14 protein-coding genes are annotated in these 15767 nt (G+C 74.9%); 9 read left to right on the top strand and 5 right to left on the bottom strand.

Annotated elements, in window-relative coordinates; all coding sequences use genetic code 11:
• The first annotated feature begins 32 nt into the window (after positions 1-32).
• The 7 genes from FB455_RS28940 (at position 33) to FB455_RS28910 (ending at position 10018) form a co-directional block, all read left to right on the top strand.
• Complete coding sequence (locus FB455_RS28940; RefSeq protein ID WP_013286455.1) at positions 33-1820, top strand: CehA/McbA family metallohydrolase domain-containing protein; 1788 nt, start codon at positions 33-35, stop codon at positions 1818-1820.
• Positions 1821-2134: 314 nt separating this feature from the next.
• Positions 2135-3769, top strand: coding sequence for a serine/threonine-protein kinase (locus tag FB455_RS28935; protein WP_145755401.1), 1635 nt, complete (start codon positions 2135-2137; stop codon positions 3767-3769).
• 54 nt (positions 3770-3823) lie between these two features.
• Positions 3824-5098 (top strand): hypothetical protein, encoded by a 1275-nt coding sequence (locus FB455_RS28930; protein WP_145755400.1) that lies wholly within the window; start codon positions 3824-3826, stop codon positions 5096-5098.
• 73 nt (positions 5099-5171) lie between these two features.
• Positions 5172-6197, top strand: coding sequence for a mechanosensitive ion channel family protein (locus tag FB455_RS28925; protein ID WP_030273185.1), 1026 nt, complete (start codon positions 5172-5174; stop codon positions 6195-6197).
• Between the two features lie 204 nt (positions 6198-6401).
• On the top strand, positions 6402-7598 hold the full coding sequence (locus tag FB455_RS28920) for an MFS transporter (RefSeq protein ID WP_013476701.1): 1197 nt from the start codon (positions 6402-6404) through the stop codon (positions 7596-7598).
• Between the two features lie 80 nt (positions 7599-7678).
• Positions 7679-9541 (top strand): transketolase, encoded by a 1863-nt coding sequence (locus FB455_RS28915; RefSeq protein WP_145755399.1) that lies wholly within the window; start codon positions 7679-7681, stop codon positions 9539-9541.
• Positions 9542-9628: 87 nt separating this feature from the next.
• Positions 9629-10018, top strand: coding sequence for a DUF2267 domain-containing protein (locus FB455_RS28910; RefSeq protein WP_030273179.1), 390 nt, complete (start codon positions 9629-9631; stop codon positions 10016-10018).
• Positions 10019-10116: 98 nt separating this feature from the next.
• On the opposite strand, the gene FB455_RS28905 is transcribed toward FB455_RS28910, so the two are convergent.
• Positions 10117-10533, bottom strand: coding sequence for a YchJ family protein (locus FB455_RS28905; RefSeq protein WP_145755398.1), 417 nt, complete (start codon positions 10531-10533; stop codon positions 10117-10119).
• A gap of 175 nt (positions 10534-10708) precedes the next feature.
• On the opposite strand from FB455_RS28905, the gene FB455_RS28900 reads away from it, so the two are divergent.
• On the top strand, positions 10709-11389 hold the full coding sequence (locus tag FB455_RS28900) for a tyrosine-protein phosphatase (RefSeq protein WP_145755397.1): 681 nt from the start codon (positions 10709-10711) through the stop codon (positions 11387-11389).
• 84 nt (positions 11390-11473) lie between these two features.
• Positions 11474-12475: an aminoglycoside phosphotransferase family protein gene (locus FB455_RS28895; protein ID WP_145755396.1), complete on the top strand. Its 1002-nt coding sequence runs from the start codon at positions 11474-11476 to the stop codon at positions 12473-12475.
• Between the two features lie 3 nt (positions 12476-12478).
• Here the strand turns inward: FB455_RS28895 and FB455_RS28890 are convergent, their stop codons facing one another.
• The 4 genes from FB455_RS28890 to FB455_RS28875 form a co-directional block, all read right to left on the bottom strand.
• Positions 12479-13126: a class F sortase gene (locus tag FB455_RS28890; RefSeq protein WP_047893376.1), complete on the bottom strand. Its 648-nt coding sequence runs from the start codon at positions 13124-13126 to the stop codon at positions 12479-12481.
• A gap of 73 nt (positions 13127-13199) precedes the next feature.
• Positions 13200-13682 carry a hypothetical protein gene (locus tag FB455_RS28885; protein ID WP_013286444.1) on the bottom strand — a complete coding sequence of 161 codons (483 nt, stop codon included), beginning with the start codon at positions 13680-13682 and terminating at the stop codon, positions 13200-13202.
• A gap of 242 nt (positions 13683-13924) precedes the next feature.
• Positions 13925-14593 (bottom strand): response regulator, encoded by a 669-nt coding sequence (locus FB455_RS28880; RefSeq protein WP_013286443.1) that lies wholly within the window; start codon positions 14591-14593, stop codon positions 13925-13927.
• Positions 14590-15693: a histidine kinase gene (locus tag FB455_RS28875; RefSeq protein ID WP_145755395.1), complete on the bottom strand. Its 1104-nt coding sequence runs from the start codon at positions 15691-15693 to the stop codon at positions 14590-14592. Before FB455_RS28875 ends, FB455_RS28880 begins: the two co-directional genes overlap by 4 nt.
• Positions 15694-15767 lie beyond the last annotated feature (74 nt).

The following is a 15767-nucleotide window of genomic DNA, read 5'->3' as shown; positions in this document are numbered from 1 at the left end:
CGTACGCTGGCCCGGGCGGACGGGGGAGTGGCATGGCGGGTCGGGGGCGGCTGGACCGGCGCAGCGTGCTCGTCGCCGCGGGCGGGCTGGCGGTCGCCGGGCTCGGCGTGCCGATCGGGCTGGCCGCCACGAACGACGGGCCGCCGCCCCCGCCGCGCGGCCGGCGGCCGGTCAGCATGGCGATGCACCTGCACGCCTCGTTCAGCGAGGGCGTGGCCAGCTACGCTGCCCACCTCGACCAGGCCCGCCGCAACGGCGTCGACGTGCTGTGGTGGACCGACCACGACTTCCGGGTGGCCGCCCACGACCACCGCCGGGTCGTCCACTTCGACGGCCCGGAGGAACGTGAGGGCGGCCTCGCCTGGACCTGGCAGCCCGCCACCGAGGGACGGCTGACCGCCTCGGCCGCCGACTTCGTGGACGCGCCGGACGCCCCCGACGGCCCGGGCCGCGCGCTGCGCCTCACCGCCGCCGGTTCCGGCACCCTCTGGTACGCGGGCAAGGCGTGGAACTGGACGCACACCGCCAACATCTCCGACACCACACTGCACCTCGACGTACGCCCCGAAGCGGCGGGGCGGGACGCCACGCTCACCGTGGAGCTCGCGCTGTCGCATCACCCGGCCGGACCCGGCCGGCCCGCCGGGCAGCTCGTGCTGCGCTACCGCCTCGGCGGCGTGGACACGGTCCGGCACACGGTGGACGGCCGGCACGGCACCGTCGAGCTGCCCGCCCCGCCCGGCGCCTGGCGGCGGCACACGTTCGATCTGCTCGCCGACGTGCGGCGGCTCTGGCCCGACCTGGTCGCCGGGGACAACTCGCTGCGCGGGCTGCGCCTCGGCGTGACTGCGGCCGGCGGTGGGCGCGGCGCGTACCTGGTGGACCGGCTCGTCTTCGACCGCGCCCGCCGCGCCGGCCAGGCGGGCGAGGAGATGCGCGCCGAGGTGCTGCGCGGCTACGACGGCGCGTACCCCGGCGTCACCCACCACCGGGCGTACGAGGTGTCGATGGTGCGGCACCTCAACTGGTTCGGCGGCGACGGCACACTGCCGCGCTTCCCGTCCCCGCCGTACCGGGACAACGACGTCGACGCCACCGAACGGATGGTGGAGTTCCTGCACGCGCACGGCGGGGTGGTGTGCTGGAACCACCCGCTGGACACCGAACGCCGCGAATCACTGGCCCGCCTGCTGGTCAGCCGCGACGCGCTCGGCGTCGACCTGATCGAGATCGGACGCCGGCCGGTCGAGGACCACCTCTGGGCGTACGACGTGGCGGCCCGCAACGCGATCCCGCTCACCGCCGTCGGGGTCACCGACGACCACGACGGCACCGACTGGCGGGCTGGCCGGGACCGCAACGTCACATCCGTGTGGGCTGCCTCGACCGGCCGGGACGACCTGGTCGCGGCGCTGCGCGCCGGGCAGGCGTGGTTCGCCGACCTGACCGGCTACCGGGGCGCGCTGGACCTGGAACTGGGTGGCCGCAGCGCGATGGGCGCGCTCGCCGTGCTCGCCGAGGACACCGTCACGGTGCGGCTGCGCGCCACCGACCTGCCGGCCGGGGCCACGCTGGAGACGGTCACCGGCGACGTCGACCGGGCCGGTGTCGCGGACCCGACACCGGCGGTCCGGGTCGGGCAGGTCCCGTGGCGGCAGTTGCGGCAGGGCTGGTACGACCTGCCGGTGCGCGTCGGCGCCGGCACGTACGTCCGCACCCAGGTCCGCGACCGCGACGGCGAGATAGTGGGCGCGAGCAACCCCCTCTGGCTGCTCCGCACCCCGCCGCCCGCAGGCATCCCCGCGCCCCGCCGCTTCTGACCCGCGCCCCCTCTCCCGCCCGCTCCCGCCGTGCCCCCTCTCCGTCGATCATGAAGTTGACGGCGGGATCCGTCCTCTTTGTCCCTGTCAACTTCATGATCGACGAGGTGACGGCTGTTGCCGGGGTCTGGTAATCGTGACGGTGTGTCCGATACCGACCACCTGCCGCGCGGCGCAGCGCCGCGCGGGGAACCGGGCGCCGACCGGCGTCCGGAAACAGCCGTTGCGGCGATGGCCGTCGGCTGCGCCACGGTGAGAATGACGAGCGAGGCGGCGTCCGACATCCGCCCGTGGGACGCCGTGGAGTCTGTCGCATGAGCGGCTGGGAACTGTCCGGATACACCCCGGTCCGCCGGCTCGGTGCCGGCGCGTCGGGCAGCGTCGTGCTCGCCACCCACGACGCGACCGGCACCCCCGTCGCGATCAAGTACCTGATCCGCGACCTGGGCGAGGACTCGGCGTTCCGGACCGCGTTCCGCACCGAGGCCCGGCTCCTCGGCGAGATCGACGACCCGCACGTCAGCCGCCTCTACGAGTACGTGGAGAGCCCGCACGGCGCCGCCATCGTGATGGAACTGGTCGACGGCGTCTCACTGCGCCAGATGCTGCGCGAACACGGCCCGACCACACCCGAGGCCGCGCTCTGCGTCCTCAAGGGCTCACTCGCCGGTCTGGCCGCCGCACACACCCACGGTGTCGTGCACCGCGACTACAAACCGGAGAACGTGCTGGTCACCGGCGCCGGGCTGAGCAAGCTCGCCGACTTCGGCATCGCCATGCCGATCGGCCAGGGCTCCGACACCACAGTGTCCGGCACGCCCCGCTACATGGCCCCCGAGCAGTGGACCGGCGCCCCGGCCGGCCCCGCGTGCGACGTCTACGCCGCCACCGCAACGTTCTTCGAGTGCCTCACCGGCCGCCCCCCGTACCAGGGACCGGACCTGCTCTCCCTGCGCGACCAGCACGCCAGCGCGCCGATCCCCGCCGAGGCGGCACCCCCGCCGGTGCACGAACTGCTGCGCCACGGCATGGCCAAGCGCCCCGACGAGCGCCCGCCGTCCGCCGAGGCGTTCCTGGAGCTGCTCGAACGGGTCGCCGGCACCGGCTACGGCCCGGAATGGGAGGAACGCGGGCTGCGCGAGCTGGCTCGGCGGGCATTGCTGCTGGCCGCGCTGTGGCCGTTCCCGGACCGGGCCGAGGGCGCCACCGCCGTCGCGCACACCGAACTCGGCACGACCACCACCGGCCGGGGCGGACGGTTCCGTAAGGGCCGCACCCGTACCGTCCTCGCCGCCGGTGCCCTGGCCGCCGCCGTCCTGGCCGGCGGCGCAGGCTACAGCTACGCCGCCCACGACGACACGTCCGCCGCCGGCCCGACCGGCCCGGCGAGCGCCGCCCCCGCCACCACCGGCGCACCCGTACCGGACCCGACCGGCGCCGAGACACCCAGCCCGTCACCGACACCCGGCCCGTCCACCGTGTCCGCCGCACCGCCGCCTCCCGCGCCGTCGGCCACCCCCGATCCGACGGGGACGCCGACCCGAACAGGCACACCCACCCCCAGCGCGTCGCGCACCACCAGCCCGCCGCCACCGGACGTGACAGCGCCGGTCGTGGACGGCGTGAGCGCCGACCCGGGCGAGCTGGACCCGAAGGGCTGCCCCTACGGCGCCAAGAGCAGCACCGTCACCGCCACCGTCACCGACGACCGCAGCGGCCCGGCCGCGCTCACGGTCACCTTCGGCTACACCGTCGACGGCGCCACCGGCACGATCCGGATGGCCGCCGCCGGGCGCGGCGTGTTCACCGGCACGCTCGGCCCGCTGTCCACGCCCAAGCGCAGCGCCCGCATCCCCATCCGGGTCACCGCCGCCGACGCCGCCGGCAACACGACCACCTCGACGTCACCGGTGTACGTGACGCTCTACCACGACTGCACCCCCGGCTAGGAGTACGACAGTGCCCGCTGCCCCGCACCGCAGCCCGTCCCGGGGACGGTCGGCGTGACCCGCCCCGACGAGCCCACCGAGGCGCTGCCCACCCGCGCCCTGCCGCTCACCGGCGGCGCGGACGCCGCCGAGCCCACCGTTCATCTCACCCGGCCCCGAGCCGACGCCGACTCGACGGTGCCACTCGCCGTCATGCAGGCGGAGCCGGCTGCCGAGGGTGGGGAACCGACGACGGCACTGGTCATCGAGAGCGCGGAGCCGACCGTCCGGCTCGCCGTCGACACCCCGGCGGCGACCGGCAGGTCGGAGCCCACCGTCCACCTCCCCGGGGCGGGGGCCGCCCAGCCACCCACCGCCGAACCCACAGTCCACCTGACGGCGATCCCCGGCGGGGACGACCGCACCGCAGACCTCGCCGCCTCGGCCACGGCGACACCGCCCGATGCCGAGCCGACCGTGCACATCCGCCCAGGCCGGGCAGACGACACAGGTGAGGCGACCGTTCACTTCGTGGCGGCTCCGGACAGCAGGGCGGGGGAGCGGACAGTGAGCCTGCGGTCGGCTCCGGTTGATCCGGCGGGCGAGGCGACGGTCCATATGCGCCCAGCACCGGCGGACGCGACTGGACAGGCCACCGTCTACCCGCGTCCGAGCGCGGAACCGCCCCAGCGCCCCGGCGCGGAACCGACCGCATCGTGGCAGCCCACCGCCTCCTGGCAGCCCGCCGGCGTACCGCATCAGGGTCACACCACCGGGACGGCGGTGACCGGCGCCGGGGCGTACCCGGATCGGACCGGCCACGCGCGGGCGGTGAGTGGCGTGCCGGCCCCGGGCGGTGAGCTGCGCTTCGGGCCGGGCGTGCCGGCGACGCCGCCGCCCGCGCCGCCCTGGCCCACCGCGCCGCCGATCCGGCCGCGTCCGGCCTGGCGTCGCGTCGTCTCGGTGCTGTCCACGCTGCTCACCGTGGTGCTGCTGCTGGCTGTCGGCCTCTACCTGTGGCAGCGGCTGCGCCCGCTGGAGGTCGAGGGGGTCACCGTCGCGGTGCCCCGGCCGGCCGGTGTCGCCTGCGACGTGACTGTCGACGTGGTGGCCACCGTGCGCACCAACGGGCGCGGCGGAACGATCCGGTACCAGTGGTTCCGCTCCGACGCGCCGCCCGGCGCCGTGCTCACCGAACGGGTCGGCAGCGGGCAGCAGACCGCCGCGCTCACCCTCAAGTGGACGTTCACCGGGGTCGGTACGACCACCGGCATCGCCACCGTCAACATCGTCGAACCGACGACGGCGCAGGCCAGCACCCGCGTCGTCTACCGCTGCCCCGGAGGCTGACCGCGTTTCCGCGCGCGCGGATCCGGGTAGCCCCACCCGCACAAACCTGGACCACGCACGTGGAGGCCCTTCGATGAGAGACAACTTCGGGGACGCGGTGGGCGACGCGTTCCGTTCGGTGATGCTGTTCCTGCCCAAGGCGGTCGCGTTCGTCGCGATCCTGGTCGTCGGCTGGCTGATCGCCAAGGCCGTGCTGAAGCTCGTGGACAAGGTGCTGGAGCGGGTCCACTTCGACCGGGCCGTCGAGCGCGGCGGGATCAAGACCGCGCTGGCCCGCTCGAAGTACGACGCCAGCGACATCGTCGCGAAGCTGGCCTACTACGGGGTGCTGCTGGTCACGCTCCAGCTCGCGTTCGGCATCTGGGGCCCGAACCCCATCTCCGACCTGATCGCCGGCGTGATCGCCTGGCTGCCCCGGGCGTTCGTCGCCATCGTCATCGTGGTGGTCGCCGCGGCCATCGCCCGCGCGGTGAAGGACATCATCTCCAGTGCGCTCGGTGGCCTCTCGTACGGCCGGGTGCTGGCGAACCTCGCCTCGGTGTTCATCCTGGGCCTCGGCGTCATCGCCGCGCTCAACCAGATCGGCGTCGCCACCACGGTCACCACCCCGGTGCTGATCGCGGTGCTCGCCACCGTGGGCGGCATCCTGGTCGTCGGCGTCGGCGGCGGGCTGGTCCGGCCGATGCAGAGCCGCTGGGAGAACTGGCTGACCCGGGCCGAGGAGGAGTCGCGCACCATCGCCACGCACGCCCGCGCATACCAGGCCGGCCGGCGCGACGTCGAGGCCCGGCTCGCCGCGACCGGCCCGTACGCGGAGTCCGAGCTGACCCAGCCGGTGAGCCGCGACGCCGAGGCGGACCGCACGCAGCCGGTGCCGGCGTACCCGGCCACCCCGTCGACCACGGCCGCCGCAAGTGAGGACCCCACCGAGCCGGTGCCGTCGCAGGCGGGCGCGGAGGCCACGCAGCACATTCCGGCGTACGCGGACTCCGAGCGCACCCAGCCGACCACGCCGCGCCAGCCGACCGCCGAGCAGGCCGCGGACAACGAGGCCACCATGGTCATTCCGCAGGCCGACGTGGAGAAGTTCCGCCGCTGACCCGAACAGCGGAGACGAACCGGGGCGGGACCACACGGTCCCGCCCCGAATTCGTGCCCGCCGGGGACCACCCGGGCGCCTCGCGGCGGATAGGATCCCGGCATGACCTGGCGATGTTGATGCCTTCCTGAGCGACGAGGCCGCGGGCCGCCGCGGACGCCGTGCATTCCGACCGGTGTCCGTCACGTCCCGTGGGAAGGTTCCATGCTCGTCGCTCCTGCCCGCGTACCAGCGACCCGCCGCCTGGCGGCGACGCTCTACGGGTACGCGTTCCTCACCGACCTCGTCCTGCTCTACCCGCTCTACGTGCTGCTGTTCGCCGACACCGGGTTGTCGGTCGGGCAGATCTCCTCGCTGTTCGTGCTCTGGGCGGCCGCCGGCATCGTGCTGGAGGTGCCCTCCGGCGTGTGGGCCGACGCGGTGTCGCGCCGCCTGCTGCTCTGCCTCGCGCCGCTGCTGGCCGCCGCCGGGTTCGCGCTCTGGGTGCTGCTGCCGTCGTATCCGGCGTTCGCCGTGGGCTTCCTGCTCTGGGGTGCCGGCGGCGCACTGCGCTCCGGCGCGCTGGAGGCGCTCGTCTTCACCGAGTTGGAACGCCTCGGCGCGGCCGACCGGTACGCCCGGCTGATCGGCCGGACCCGCACCGCCGAGGTGCTCGGCGCGGTCGGATCAGGGGTGCTCGCCGGGCCGGTGTTCGCGCTCGGCGGCTACCTCGCTGTCGGCGCGGCGAGCGTGGTCACGTGCCTGCTGGCGGCTGCCGTCGCGGCCCGCTTCCCGGAGCACCGCCAGCCGCCGGCCGCGCCTGTCCCGAGCGGGGGTGACGACGAGCCCGGCTGGCTGGACAGCCTGCGCCTGGGCCTGCGCGAGGTGCGGGCCGACCGCCGCGTCCGCGCCGCCGTGCTGCTGGTCGCGGCGGTCACAGCGATCTGGGGTGGGCTGGACGAGTACACCGGGCTGCTGGCCGCCGACACCGGCATGGCCGAGGTCGGCGTACCGCTGCTGCTCCTGCTGGTGTGGGCCGGGATGACTGTGGGCGGGCTGCTCGCGCCGCTGGGCGAGCGGCTGTCCCACAGCGGGTACGCCGGTCTGCTCGTGTTCGCGGCCGCGGCGACGGCGGCCGGGGCGCTGCTGCGGCACCCGGCGGGGTTCGTGCTGCTGGCGGCGGCGTTCGCCGCGTTCCAGCTGGCCACCGTGCTCGCCGACGTGCGGCTCCAGGCCCGGATCACCGGGTCGGCGCGGGCCACCGTCACCTCGCTCGCCGGAATGGCCACCGACCTGACCATCGTCGCCTTCTACGCCGGGTACGGGCTGCTCGCCGGTGCGATGGGCAACCCGGCTGCCTTCGCGGTCGCGGTGCTGCCGTACCTGCTGGTGGCGCTCTGGCTGCTCACCGGTCGAGCATGAATCGCTAGAAAAGGGACCAATGGTCGCGTTCGCGGCCTAGCGTTGGTCCGGAAATTCGGCGACCCCGGGGGACGATCGCGGTGACGTTGGAAGCAGAGCGCACACTGCGCGACGAGGACCTGACCGGGCTGGCGGACCTGGCCGCCCAGCTGCGGGTGGACGCGATCAGGTGCAGCACGATGGCCGGCTCCGGGCACCCCACGTCCAGCCTCTCCGCCGCCGACCTGCTCGCCGTGCTCGTCGCCCGGCACCTGCGCTACGACTGGTCCTACCCGGGCAACCCCGGCAACGACCACCTGATCTTCTCCAAGGGGCACGCCTCCCCGCTGCTGTACGCGGTGTTCCGGGCCACCGGCGCGATCAGCGAGCAGGAGCTGCTGGAGACGTACCGGCGATCCGGGTCGCGCCTGCAGGGCCACCCCACGCCGGTGCTGCCCTGGGTGGACGTCGCCACCGGCTCGCTCGGGCAGGGCCTGCCGGTCGGCGTCGGGGTGGCGCTCGCCGCCCAGTACCTGGACCGGTCGCCCGCCCACGTCTGGGTGCTCTGCGGCGACAGCGAGACCGCCGAGGGCTCGGTGTGGGAGGCGCTGGACAAGGCCGGCCACTACGGGCTGCGCAACCTCACCACGATCGTGGACGTCAACCGGTTCGGGCAGCGCGGCCCCACCGAACTGGAGTGGGACCTGGACACCTACCGGCGGCGCGTCGAGGCGTTCGGCTGCCGGGCGATCGTGGTCGACGGCCACGACCCGGGCGCGATCGACGAGGCGTACGGGCAGGCACGCGACGCCACCGGGCCGACAGTGGTGCTGGCCCGCACGGTCAAGGGCAAGGGCGTGCCCGAGGTGGAGAACAACCCGTCCTGGCACGGCAAGCCGTTCGACCCGGAGCTGGCCGAGCGCGCCGTGCGGGCGCTCGGCGGCCCCCGGCGCATCCGGGTCGCCGGACCGAAGCCACCGCCCGCGCCCCGGGCCGCCGCGCCGGAGATCCGGCAACCGGAACTGCCGACGTACGAGCGCGGCGCGAAGGTCGCCACCCGGGACGCGTACGGCGACGCGCTGCGCGCCCTCGGCGCGGCCCGGCCCGACGTGGTCGCGCTCGACGGCGAGGTCAGCGACTCCACCCGGGCGGAGCGCTTCGCCACCGCGTACCCGGACCGGTTCTTCCAGATGTTCATCGCCGAGCAGCAGCTCGCCGCCGCGGCGGTGGGCCTGGCGGTGCGCGGCTACCGGCCCTTCGCGGCTACGTTCGCCGCGTTCTGGTCCCGGGCGTACGACTTCATCCGGATGGCGGGCGTCTCCCGGGCCGACATCGCGCTCGTCGGCTCGCACGCCGGGGTGGAGATCGGCCCGGACGGCCCGTCCCAGATGGGGCTGGAGGACATCGCCGCGCTGCGGGCGGTGCCCGGCTCCACGGTGCTGTGCCCAGCCGACGCGGTCTCCTGCGCGGCCCTCGTCGCCCAGATGCCCGACCAGCCGGGCGTCAGCTACCTGCGGACGACGCGCGGCGCGTACCCGGTGCTCTACGACGACGCCGAGCCGTTCCCGATCGGCGGCAGCCGGATGGTGCGCGACGGCGGGGACGTGGCGCTGCTCGGCACCGGCGTCACGGTGCACCTCTGCCTCGCCGCCGCCGACGAGCTGACCCGCGAGGGCATCGACGCCCGGGTGATCGACCTGTACTCGATCAAACCGGTGGACCGGCAGCGCCTGGCCGAGACCGTCGTGGAGACCGGCGGACGGCTGGTGGTGGTCGAGGACCACTACCCGGAGGGCGGGCTGGGCTCCGCGGTGCTGGAGGCGCTCGCCGACCTGGGCGAACCGGCCCGGGTCAACCACCTGGCGGTACGCGGGCTGCCCGGCTCCGGCACCCCCGCCCAGCAGCTCGACCGGGCCGGCATCGGCGTCGGCGCGATCGTCTCGGCGGCGCGGGCCCTGGCCTGAGCCGTACCGCCGCGGCCCGCGGCGCGGCGGTGTTTGCCCGGACCGGCGGCGGGTAGCCACGCTGCCGTTGCGACGGGAGGACAGACGATGGCCGAACCGGAGTTCTACGCGCGGGTCTCCGCCCGTGCCGGCGTGCCGGTGGAGACGGCCCGCGCGCTGACCGAGGCGACACTGCGCACGCTCGCCGAACGGATCAGCGGCGGCGAGGCCGACGACCTGTCCGCGCACGTCGCGCACGAGCTGCGTCCGCTGCTGGCACGCGCCCGCGTCGAGGACCCCGAGGTCTTCGGGTACGACGAATTCCTGCGCCGGGTCGCCGAGCGCTCCGGCGCCACACCGTCCGACGCCGAGCGCGGCGCCCGGGCGGTGTTGCAGGCGCTGCACCGGGTGATCGGGCCGGCCCAGTTCAACCGCGCGCTGTCCCAGCTGCCCCGCGAGATCGCCGAGCTGGCCCAGCCCGCCCCACGCCCCGCTTAGGCGAAAGGAAGGGCCCCTTATTAACGCCTCCGGTAGAGGAAGGGCCCCTTGTTAACACCCGCCGCCACGGGCCGCCAGCGTCGGCGCCGGGGGAGGCGTCACTCGGGCAGCGCGTCCAGGTAGACCCAGCGGCCGTCCTCGCGGGCGAAGCGGCTGTGCTCGGCCAGGACGCCCGCCCGGCCGCCCTCGCGGTAGTGCGCCCGGAACCGCACCGTACCGGCGCTGTCGAACAGGCCGCCCTGACCGGTCTCCACGATCTCCAGCCGGGTCCAGCGGGTGCCCGGGTCCAGCTCCAGCCGCTCGGGGCGGGTGGTGGAGTGCCAGCTGTGCCGCAGGTAGGCCGCGTCGCCGAGCGCGAACGCGCTGAACCGGGACCGCATCAGCGCCTCCGCTGTCGCCGCCGTCGCCTCGCCCCGGTGCACCGGGGCGCAGCAGTCCGCGTACGGCCGGCCGGTGCCGCACGGGCAGGCCGCCGGACGTTCACCCGCGCCCTCGCGCGCCTTCCGTCTCGCCACCCGGCGATTCTCTCCCACACCACGACCGCCCTCGCCGCCGGTAGGCCGGGGAATCCCGGACGGGACAGGATGAGAGGGCGCACTGTTCGATGGCGAGGACGGTGGAGAGGGGCAGTCGCCGGCGAGGCGGCTGAGGCCACCAGCGTCGGCTGACCGACCTCGTATAGTCGCCTCCATGATCACTCGTGGGGCCACGGCCGACGCCACCACCGGCGGTTCCGGCGTTCGGAACCTCCGCGACGCAGGCGGCGTCGGATCGTTGCGCCGTGGAGTCCTGTATCGCTCCGGCGCCCTGCATCTCCTGACGCCCGAGGGTGCCCGGGAGCTGGAGGCTCTCGGGCTACGCACGGTCATCGACCTCCGCAGCAACCGAGAGGTGGCCGACCGGCCGGACCGGTGTGCGGGTCTCGACGTCGAGCACCGGCACTTTCCGGTGTTCACCGAGCAGAGCTGGCCGGACGACCAGGTGGCGCTGTACCCGTACCTGGCTGAGCAGGCGGGTCGTGCCACCGTCGCGATCATCCGGCAGCTCATCACCCCCGGCGCGCTACCTGCCCTGGTCCACTGCGCCTCCGGCAAGGACCGCACCGGAGTCGTCGTCGCCGTCATCCAGACCCTCCTGAACGCCTCCGATGCGGAGGTCACCCAGGACTTCCTGCGTTCGAACGCCGCGCTGGACCTCACCGGATCACCGGCCGGCGCGACGATCGGACACGGCACCCGCCCGGTGACCGCAGCGCACCTGCTTCATGCCATGGTCTGGATCCGCAGCCACCACGGCTCGGTCTCCGCCTATCTCCAGGCTGCCGGCGCCACCGAGGCCGAGCTGGAGGCCCTGCGGGGGGTGCTTGCCTGACACGGTCGTGCCACCGGCCGGTACCGCACGTCTTCGCAATCGCTGCGCCCACGATGCAGCCGCAGGCGCTACGCTCCCCGGACCATGAGCGTGAGCCCGACTCAGCGTGCCCTCGACCCGGATCAGGTCCGCCGCCACCTCACCGCCTCGTTCGGATCCGGCGCCGAGGTGGCCGACTGCGGGCCGCTGACCGGTGGCGGCTTCGCCGCCGTCTGGTGGGTACGCCTCACCGACGGCCGGGACGTGGTGCTCAAGGCCGGTCCGGCGCCGCACGTGCCGCTGCTGCGCTACGAGCGCGACATGATCGGCGCGGAGGCGCACTACCTGCGCCTGGTGGCCGACCGCGCACCGGGGGTGCCGACGCCTGCGCTGCTGCACCACGGCACCGACCCCGACCTCGGTGACTGGCTGCTCATGGCGCGGCTACCAGGTCGTACCCTCTGGGACCTGAGCCGGGCGGGCGCGGACGTCGGGCCGCTGCGCGCGGAGTTCGGCCGCGCGCTCGCCGCGCTGCACGGCGTCACCGGCGAGCGGTACGGCTACGACGGTGGCCGGGCCTCCGGGGCGACGTGGCGGGACGCCTACACGGCCATGGTGGACGACATGCTCGCCGACGCCGCGGACTGGGCGGTGCCGCTGCCGGCGCCCGCGGCCCGGATCCGGGAGCTGGTGGCGCGGCACGCGGAAGTGCTCGACGCGGTACGCCGCCCGGCGCTGCTGCACTTCGACGGCTGGGCCGGGAACGTGCTGGCAGTGGACGGGCCGGACGGCACGCCCCGGCTCACCGGCCTGGTCGACGGCGAGCGGTACCTGTGGGGCGACCCGCTGATGGACCTCGTGTCGCCGCTGCTGTTCCGCCGCGCCGAGGACGAGCCGGACGACCCGCTGGTACGCGCCTACCGGGCGGCGGCGCCGTTCCCGTTCGACGCCGGGGCGCGGCGGCGGCTGGGGCTCTACCGGCTGTACCTCTACCTGCTGATGACTGTCGAGATGCCCAGCCGGAACATCACCGCCGACAACGACCCGGGCCGGGTGGAGCTGCTGGCGGAACTCCTCGGCGCGGAACTGGCCGACCTGGCGGACTGAGCGTCACCGGGTCGCGGTGGCGAAGACGACGATGTTGTCCGGGTAGCTGCCGGTCCGCGGGTCGAACCGCCCGCCGCACGTGATCAACCGCAGCCGCGCCGCCGCGTCGCCGCCGTAGACGCGCGCGGTGGGGAAGCGCTCCTTCGGGTACGCCCCGACGCCGTCCACAGTGAACGTCGCGGTCCGGCCGTCGGCGCGCAGCACGCGAATGGTGTCGCCGCTGCGCAGCCGCCCGAGGTCGAAGAAGACCGCCGGGCCGTGCTGCGAGTCGACGTGCCCGACGAGCACCGCGTTGCCGGCCTGGCCGGGTGCGGGACCGGGGTGGTACCAGCCGGTGACCTCCGGGCGTTCCAGCGGCGGCACCTCCAGCGCGCCGTCCGCGTCGGTGGCGACCGGGACGATCTCGGCGTCGACGCCGATGCGGGGGATGGTGACCCGGACCGGCGTGGACCGGGGGAGTGCCGGGCCGGCCGTACCCGGTCGTTCGGTGGCGGGCGCGGCGGAGACGCCGGGCTGCGGTGGTGCCGCCGACGTGGTGCCGAGCCCGGCCGAGACCAGGCCGGCGCCCGCGGCGGCGGCGACCGTGACGGCGGTGACCACGGCGGCGGTGCGCAGTCGCGACCGGCCGCCGTGCGGCGACGAGGCCAGCATCCCACCTCCGTCCGACAGGGACGCGGCGCCCGCGCCGGAGCATCCGGCGCGGGCGGACCGCTCGGCGAGCCGGTCAGGCGGCGGCGTCCGCGCGGCGCCGGCGGATGACCGCGTACGCGCCTCCGGCGAGCGCCCCGGCGGCCAGCACGCCGCCGGCGATCAGCACTCCGGTGTCGCCGTCGCGTCCGCCGCCACCGGCCTGCGCGCCGCCGATCGGGGTGACGGTGAACGTGGCGCTGCCGCCGTCGCTGCCGTCGCCGCACGTGGTGGCGACCGTGTACGTGCCGAGCGTGAACCCGGCGGTGAACAGTTCGGCGCTCAGGCCACCGCCCGCGGCGGCCGTGGTGGACCGGACGTTCTGGTCCCGGTCCGGGCCGGTGACCCGGAAGATCGCGTCACCGGCGTTCGGGTTGCACGTCGTGGTCAGCACGACGGTGCCGCCGACCGGGGTGGTGGCGGGTGAGACTCTGGTGTCCGCCAGCGCGGCGGCCGGGAGCAGCAGTGCGCCGAGGCCCACGCCGAACGCCGCCGATCCGAGAAATGACTGTGCCTTCATCCGCGTCTTCCCTCACTTTTCGTCCGCTGTAGGCGTGGGACGTCGTTCGGGTGGCCAACTCCGTGACGAGCACCGGTGTGGCCAACACTAGGAGGGTTGCGGCGGTCACTGGGGGTAATTGAGAAATCTTCGTTGCCGTCCGGTGTGCTCCCTGCCGCCGCGACACGGCGGACATGCCGGGCCAGCCCGGACGGCGAACCGTACCGGTTCGCCGTGTCTGGGGTCTGGTGTCCGGTTCGCGCCTAGCGGACCGGCGGCTCCGGCCGGACCAGTCCGGTGTCGTACGCGAGCACCACCGCCTGGATCCGGTCGCGCAGGCCCAGCTTGGTGAGGATCGCCGAGACGTGGGTCTTCACGGTGGCGGTGCTCAGGTGCAGCCGGGCGGCGATCTCCGCATTGGACAGTGCCCGCGCGGTGAGCGTCAGCACCTCCCGCTCACGGGCGGTCAGCACGGCGAGCACGTCGCCGGCGGGCGCGGGCGCGGGCAGCCGGTCGGCGTACCGGTCCAGCAGCCGCCGGGTCACAGTGGGCGCGAGTAGGGCCTCGCCCCTGGCCACCACGCGTACCGCCTCGGCGAGGTCGGCCGGGCGGGTGTCCTTGAGCAGGAACGCGCTCGCCCCGGCGCGCAGCGCGGCGTAGACGTGTTCGTCCAGGTCGAACGTGGTCAGCATGACCACCCGGGCCGGGTTGCCGGCGGCCACCAGGTCCCGGGTGGCGGCGATGCCGTCGCGCCGGGGCATCCGCACGTCCATCAGCACCACGTCCGGCCTCGTCCGCGTCGCCACCGCGACCGCCTCGACACCGTCGGCCGCCTCCCCGACGACGCTCAGGTCGGGCCGCGCGTCGAGGACGGTACGCAGCCCGGCGCGGATCAACTCCTGGTCGTCGGCGACCACCACCCGCACGGTCACCGGCCCGCCCCGACCCGCAGTCGCGCGTGGACCCGGAACCCGCCGGCCGGCAGCGGGCCGGCGTCGAGCGTGCCGCCGAGCAGCCGGGCCCGCTCCCGCATGCCGACGATGCCGCGCCCGGTGGGCGTACCGGGCCGGCGGGCGGGCGCCGGGCCGTCGTTGACGACCTCCAGCCGCAGTACGCCGTCGCGATAGTGGACGTCCACGTCGGCGCGGGTGGCGTGCCCGTGGCGCAGCGCGTTCGTCAGTGACTCCTGCACGATCCGGTACGCCGACAGCTGTACCCCGCCGGGTAGCGCCTCGCCGTCGCCCTCCCGGTGCAGCGTCACCGGAAGGCCGACCGCCCGGACCGCGTCGGCGAGCGCGTCGAGCTGCGCCAGCCCCGGCTGTGGCCCGCCCTGCTCGGACCCGTCGTCGACGGCGAGCGCGTGCAGCATGGACCGTAGTTCGGTCAGCGCCGACCGGGCTGCCGTGTCGATCGCGGCGAGCGCGGCACGCGCCTGCGCCGGATGCTCGTCGAACACGTCCTCGGCGGCGGCGGCCTGAACGGCGATGACCGCGACGTGGTGCGCCACCACGTCGTGCAGTTCCCGGGAGATGCGTTCCCGCTCGGCCGCCAGCACCTGCCGTTCCCACGCGCAGCGCCGTTGCGCCTGGCCTCGTTGCAGCTCGCCGAGCGTCCAGCTCAGGGCCAGCGCGGTCACCGCCAGCAGCAGGTCCCGCCAGCCGCCGGTGACCAGTTTCCACGGCGTGGGTGCCAGCAGCAGCCCGAGCGCGACGAGCGAGTACCGGGGCGGGCGCAGCCGGGCCACGTACGCCATCGGCACCGCGACCAGGCCGAGCCAGCCGAGCTGCGGGCAGAGCGCCTCCAGGCCGACGCCTGCCAGCGCGGCGACGGTGAGGGCGTACCCCGGGTGGCGCCGGATCCACAGCAGACAGCTCGCCTGCGCCACGGCGAGGCCGACCGCGACGGCGGTCGCGCCGGGCGTGTCCGGGCCGGCGTCGGAGGCCAGCAGCGCGAGCAGGCACACGGCGATGCTCACGGTGGCGATGCCGCCGTCGAGCAGCAGCAGGAACCGGGACCGGGACGCGCACCTCATGTCCGGATGCTAGGCCGCCGGTCCACCGCTTCTCATCGGTCGCCAGACGGAGATCCGGGCCGGTGGTCGTTCGG

Source organism: Micromonospora sp. CNZ296, from assembly GCF_007827635.1.
The sequence above is the reverse complement of the archived record's forward strand: the minus strand, read 5'-3'. Positions and strand labels throughout refer to the sequence as shown.

What these genes read in the sequence shown, in the direction of transcription:
- FB455_RS28940 (WP_013286455.1), top strand. Translation starts at nt 33, where the DNA reads ATGGCGGGTCGGGGGCGGCTGGACCGGCGCAGCGTGCTCGTCGCCGCG.
- FB455_RS28935 (WP_145755401.1), top strand. Translation starts at nt 2,135, where the DNA reads ATGAGCGGCTGGGAACTGTCCGGATACACCCCGGTCCGCCGGCTCGGT.
- FB455_RS28925 (WP_030273185.1), top strand. Translation starts at nt 5,172, where the DNA reads ATGAGAGACAACTTCGGGGACGCGGTGGGCGACGCGTTCCGTTCGGTG.
- FB455_RS28920 (WP_013476701.1), top strand. Translation starts at nt 6,402, where the DNA reads ATGCTCGTCGCTCCTGCCCGCGTACCAGCGACCCGCCGCCTGGCGGCG.
- FB455_RS28910 (WP_030273179.1), top strand. Translation starts at nt 9,629, where the DNA reads ATGGCCGAACCGGAGTTCTACGCGCGGGTCTCCGCCCGTGCCGGCGTG.
- FB455_RS28900 (WP_145755397.1), top strand. Translation starts at nt 10,709, where the DNA reads ATGATCACTCGTGGGGCCACGGCCGACGCCACCACCGGCGGTTCCGGC.
- FB455_RS28895 (WP_145755396.1), top strand. Translation starts at nt 11,474, where the DNA reads ATGAGCGTGAGCCCGACTCAGCGTGCCCTCGACCCGGATCAGGTCCGC.
- FB455_RS28890 (WP_047893376.1), bottom strand. Translation starts at nt 13,126, where the DNA reads ATGCTGGCCTCGTCGCCGCACGGCGGCCGGTCGCGACTGCGCACCGCC.
- FB455_RS28885 (WP_013286444.1), bottom strand. Translation starts at nt 13,682, where the DNA reads ATGAAGGCACAGTCATTTCTCGGATCGGCGGCGTTCGGCGTGGGCCTC.
- FB455_RS28875 (WP_145755395.1), bottom strand. Translation starts at nt 15,693, where the DNA reads ATGAGGTGCGCGTCCCGGTCCCGGTTCCTGCTGCTGCTCGACGGCGGC.